This window comes from Ensifer sp. (genome assembly GCF_035999185.1).
In the GTDB taxonomy this organism is placed as follows: domain Bacteria; phylum Pseudomonadota; class Alphaproteobacteria; order Rhizobiales; family Rhizobiaceae; genus Ensifer.
This window is the reverse complement of sequence record NZ_DASYHB010000003.1, coordinates 1-4,115: the sequence shown is the minus strand read 5'-3', so window position 1 is coordinate 4,115 and position 4,115 is coordinate 1. Positions and strand designations below refer to the sequence as shown.

General features: G+C 62.7%; 4 protein-coding genes. 1 reads left to right on the top strand and 3 read right to left on the bottom strand.

Features of this window, described 5'->3' with window-relative positions:
* Positions 1-523 precede the first annotated feature (523 nt).
* Positions 524-1,282, top strand: coding sequence for a gamma-glutamyl-gamma-aminobutyrate hydrolase family protein (locus VGO04_RS00055; protein WP_327493909.1), 759 nt, complete (start codon positions 524-526; stop codon positions 1,280-1,282).
* 28 nt (positions 1,283-1,310) lie between these two features.
* Here VGO04_RS00055 and VGO04_RS00050 read toward each other — a convergent pair whose 3' ends face one another.
* From VGO04_RS00050 to VGO04_RS00040, 3 genes are all read right to left on the bottom strand, one after another.
* Positions 1,311-2,276 (bottom strand): 2-hydroxyacid dehydrogenase, encoded by a 966-nt coding sequence (locus VGO04_RS00050; protein ID WP_327493908.1) that lies wholly within the window; start codon positions 2,274-2,276, stop codon positions 1,311-1,313.
* 26 nt (positions 2,277-2,302) lie between these two features.
* A complete protein-coding gene (locus tag VGO04_RS00045; protein WP_327493907.1) occupies positions 2,303-3,325 on the bottom strand; it encodes a LacI family DNA-binding transcriptional regulator in 1,023 nt (340 codons plus the stop codon).
* A gap of 177 nt (positions 3,326-3,502) precedes the next feature.
* Positions 3,503-4,003: a MarR family winged helix-turn-helix transcriptional regulator gene (locus VGO04_RS00040; RefSeq protein WP_327493906.1), complete on the bottom strand. Its 501-nt coding sequence runs from the start codon at positions 4,001-4,003 to the stop codon at positions 3,503-3,505.
* Between the last annotated feature and the right edge of the window lie 112 nt (positions 4,004-4,115).

Genomic DNA, 4,115 nt, shown 5'->3' with positions numbered 1-4,115 from the left:
GCCGATCACCAGCGTTTTGCGATGTTCGTAGAGCGAGCTCACGGATGACAGATACACGTCAGTCGGAAGAGCGCTCTGTCCAAGTCGCATCATGAACCAAGCTCCGGTTTACCGGATTGTTAGGGGTGATGACTTAACGAATGATTTCGTCTAACGCCCCGAAATATGTGTCGAATCCCAGCAAAATCACGGGCTGGCCTCGGTGTCGCCCAAGAGTTCAACTCAGTAGTGCGAACCACACGGAACAATACTCGGTTTCTGCAACCAAACATAGGTATCCGCACAATATTAGGGCTCGGCTACAACTTCGGCAATTCTGCGACGCCTTCTGGCGGTCCCAAACTTGCGTGCGCGATGGTTACCGGATCTTAAAGAATTACCTGCGATTTCCTGCCGTTTATAGGTCGCGACCGCTGCCGGTCGCCAGCGGATCGGCGCAGCGGTCACACGCGGCACCTTCTCAGTTGACTTTCATCTGCATCTGAAGGCAAGGCTTTTCTTAAGCGTTTTACGGAGCCTGATGATGTCGAAACCCGTCGTTGCCATCCCCTGCGATTTCCGCGAATTTGACGGCAATGTCTGGCACGTCGTAGCCCACCAGTATGTGCGCGCCGCCGTCGAAGGCGCCGGCGTCATGCCCTTCCTCATTCCGGCGCTCGAAACCGGCAACGACATCGACGAGATCCTCGACCGCGTCGACGGCGTGCTCGCAAGCGGCGCCCGCTCGAATGTTCATCCGTCGCTTTACGGTCGTGAGGCCAGGGAGAGCGACGGCCCCTTCGATCCCGGTCGCGATGCGACCAGCCTGCCGCTGATTACCCGGGCGATCGAGCGCGGCGTGCCGCTGCTCGCCATCTGTCGCGGCATCCAGGAACTGAACGTCGCGCTCGGCGGTACGCTTGCCAGCGAAATCCAGGACCAGCCGGGCATCTGGGACCACCGCAAGCCTGACGTGAAGGAGCTCGACGTTGCCTATGGCATCCGCCAGGATGTGGTCGTCAAGGAGGGGAGCTGCCTCGCGCCGGTTCTTGGCGCCGGGCGCATCCGTGTCAACTCGCTGCACCGGCAGGCGATCGGCGCCACCGCGCCCCGCCTTGCCATCGAAGCCGTTGCCGACGACGGCACGATCGAAGCGGTTTCAGTGATCGGCGCCAAGGCCTTTGCCGTCGGCGTGCAGTGGCATCCGGAATATTGGGTCCGCACCGATACCCCTTCGGCGAGCCTTTTCAAGGCGTTCGGCGATGCGGTCAGAACCTACGCTGCCGGCCGGCTGGCAGCCTGACAATCTTCGTTTCGGCCGTGCGCCGGCTTCAGACCGCGCGCCGCGTGAACGGTGTTTCCGGCACGGGCGTCAGCGCCTTGCCGGTCGCAAACCAGGTCTCGATATTGTCGACGACCAGGTCCGCCATGGCGTTGCGGGTCACGACCGAGGCCGAAGCCACGTGCGGCAACAGCGACACGTTCGGCAGAGCCAGCAATGCGTCCGGCACCTGCGGCTCGTTCTCGAAGACGTCGAGCCCGGCACCAGCGATCACGCCGGCCTGGAGAGCGTCAATCAATGCCGCTTCGTCGACCGTGGAGCCGCGCCCGACATTGATCAGCACGCCGTTGCCACCGAGCGCTGAAAGCACCTCGGCGTTGACCGTGCGCCGGGTGGCCTCGGTGCCCGGCACGATGACGACGAGCGTATCGACGGCGGCTGCGAGCCCGACAAGCGTCGGGTGATAGGCGTAAGTCAGACCCTCACGCGGGCTGCGGGTATGATAGGCGATCGAAACACCGAAGGCTTCCAGCCGCTTGGCGATCGCAAGGCCGATGCGGCCGAGCCCGTAGAGGCCGATGCTGCGTCCACGCAGCGACAGCGGCGAAAGGGGAAATGCGCCGTCTTGGGCCCAGCGACCCTGGCGCAGCCATTGCTCGGCCTGCGGCAATTGCCGGAGCGTGTTGAGCACGAGGCCGACAGCGGTATCGGCCACTTCCTCCGTCAGGACATCGGGCGTATTGCTGACGGCGATGCCCTTGGCGGCCGCATGGCCGACCTCGACACCGTCGTAGCCGACACCGAAATTGGCGATGATCTCAAGCTGCGGCAGGGCATCCATCAGAGCGCCGGGGACGCGTCCGGAAACGGCGATAGCCTTGACGTCCTGCATGTGCTGCGTCACCAGCGCCGCGTCGGCGCTTTCAATGCGCACCACTTCAAACCGCTCCGCCAGGCGATCGACGACCCTTTGGTTGATCTTTCCGGGCACGAGAACGCGAATGCGGGCAGACATGGCAGCTTCCTTGTGGGTGATGGGCCTCAGGCGATGACGCGCAACGGCCCTGTCGATTGCCGGATGCGCATTTCCGGCTTGATCAGGTGAATACCATCAGGCTCGTGGCTGCCGGAGAGCTTGTCGAGAAGCGCACGGGCAGCACTTCGGCCGACGTCGGCCTGGCCGTTCCAGACAGTCGTGAGAGCGGGCGTCGCGATCGAGGCTTCCTCCAGGTCGTCGTAGCCGGTGACCGAGATGTCGACGCCGGGAATGAGGCCGGCACGTGCAATGCCGTTCATCATGCCGATCGCGACCAGGTCGTTCCAACAGACGACGGCTGTCGGCTTCTGCGGCAGCGACAGCAGATGCACCGCCGCCTCGAAGCCGCCCTGCTTCGTGCGCGGACCGGGGATGCGCAACTCCGGATCGACCTCGATATTGGCCTTGCGAAGCGCGTTGACGTAGCCCTGGTAGCGGTCACGTCCGGTGGAGGTCTCGTCCGTGCCGCCGACCATGGCGATGCAGCGGTGGCCAAGGCCGATCAGATGGTTGGCCGCAAGCGAGATGCCGTAAGCATCGTCGCCGCGGAAGATCGGCACATCCACGCCCTCGATCGAACGGGCGATCAGGATCGCCGGCATGCCGTTGTCTTCGGCAAGCTGGATGTCTTCCAGCGGCGTGCCGATCGCCGGCGACATGATGACGCCGTCGCCGCCGAGCTGCAGCAGCGTCTCGATGAAATCGCGCTGCTTGTCGACGGAATCATAATGGTTGGAGAGAATGAAGGTCTGCTTGTCTCGGTCGAGCTCGGCCTCGATCGCCTTGAGAATTTCCCCGTAGAACGGGTTCATGATGTCGTGCACGACGACGCCGATAATGCCGGACCGGGACGTTCTGAGGCTGGCGGCGCGGCGGTTGTAGATATAACCGAGCGCGCGGGCCTGCTCCTTGATCTTGTCTCGGGTGACGGTCGCCACCAAAGGACTGTCACGTAGGGCCAGAGATACCGTTGCCGTCGATAGACCGAGTGTTTCCGCGATCGTCGAAAGCTTGACCTTTTGCGCCACGATGCCCCCTGTTAGCCCTGTTCCGCCCCCTCACTGCACCGTCCCCACAATCCAATGCGGTCGCACGGTACAGTAAACCCTGCGGTCATTCGCTGCGGTCCAGGCACACAGCGACGCCACAATTTAAATCCCTTTTAAACTGTTTAAATCGTCGCCGCAATATGCGGGAACAACGGCTCAATCGGCGGCGCGTGCCGCCTGCAGATTGCTGTCGACGGCGCGCAGCAGCTTCATCAGAGTGCGCACCTGCTTGTCGGTCAGGCCGCGTGTGGCGAGCGCTTCCGAGTGCTGGCCGGCTTCCGCAATGGTCTGCAGCCGGTTGCGGCCGGGCTCGGTCAAATAGACCTTCGTCAGCCGCGCGTCGTCCTCGTCCGGGCGCCGCTCAAGGAAGCCCTGCGCCTCCATGCGGCCGATCGTGCGGGTCATGGTCGGCGCCTTGACGCCGAGCCTGGCTGCAAGCCCACCCGCGGTCAATCCATCGGTTTCGGCAAGCGCCAGCATCACGCCGTCCTGACCGGCATAGAGGCCGCTTTCGAGCAGATTGCGGGAGAGCACCGTGCGCATGGAGCGCGCGGCCTGGACAAGGATGGCGGCAAGATCGTGCGGCTCATCGTTCAGGAACTCGTCCTTCTTCTTGCCGTTCTTGCCCTTCTTTTCGGCCTTGTTCTTCTTGCCCATTGGACCTCCTGCCGAATCCCGTCTCGCACACTTATAACAATACAGCTTGCGATTACGAACTGTATGACTCAAATAACAATTTTACGACAATTGACGTGGAGGATCGAAGAGA

Coding starts and splice junctions, on each gene's coding strand:
- VGO04_RS00055 (WP_327493909.1), top strand. CDS start 524: ATGTCGAAACCCGTCGTTGCCATCCCCTGCGATTTCCGCGAATTTGAC.
- VGO04_RS00050 (WP_327493908.1), bottom strand. CDS start 2,276: ATGTCTGCCCGCATTCGCGTTCTCGTGCCCGGAAAGATCAACCAAAGG.
- VGO04_RS00040 (WP_327493906.1), bottom strand. CDS start 4,003: ATGGGCAAGAAGAACAAGGCCGAAAAGAAGGGCAAGAACGGCAAGAAG.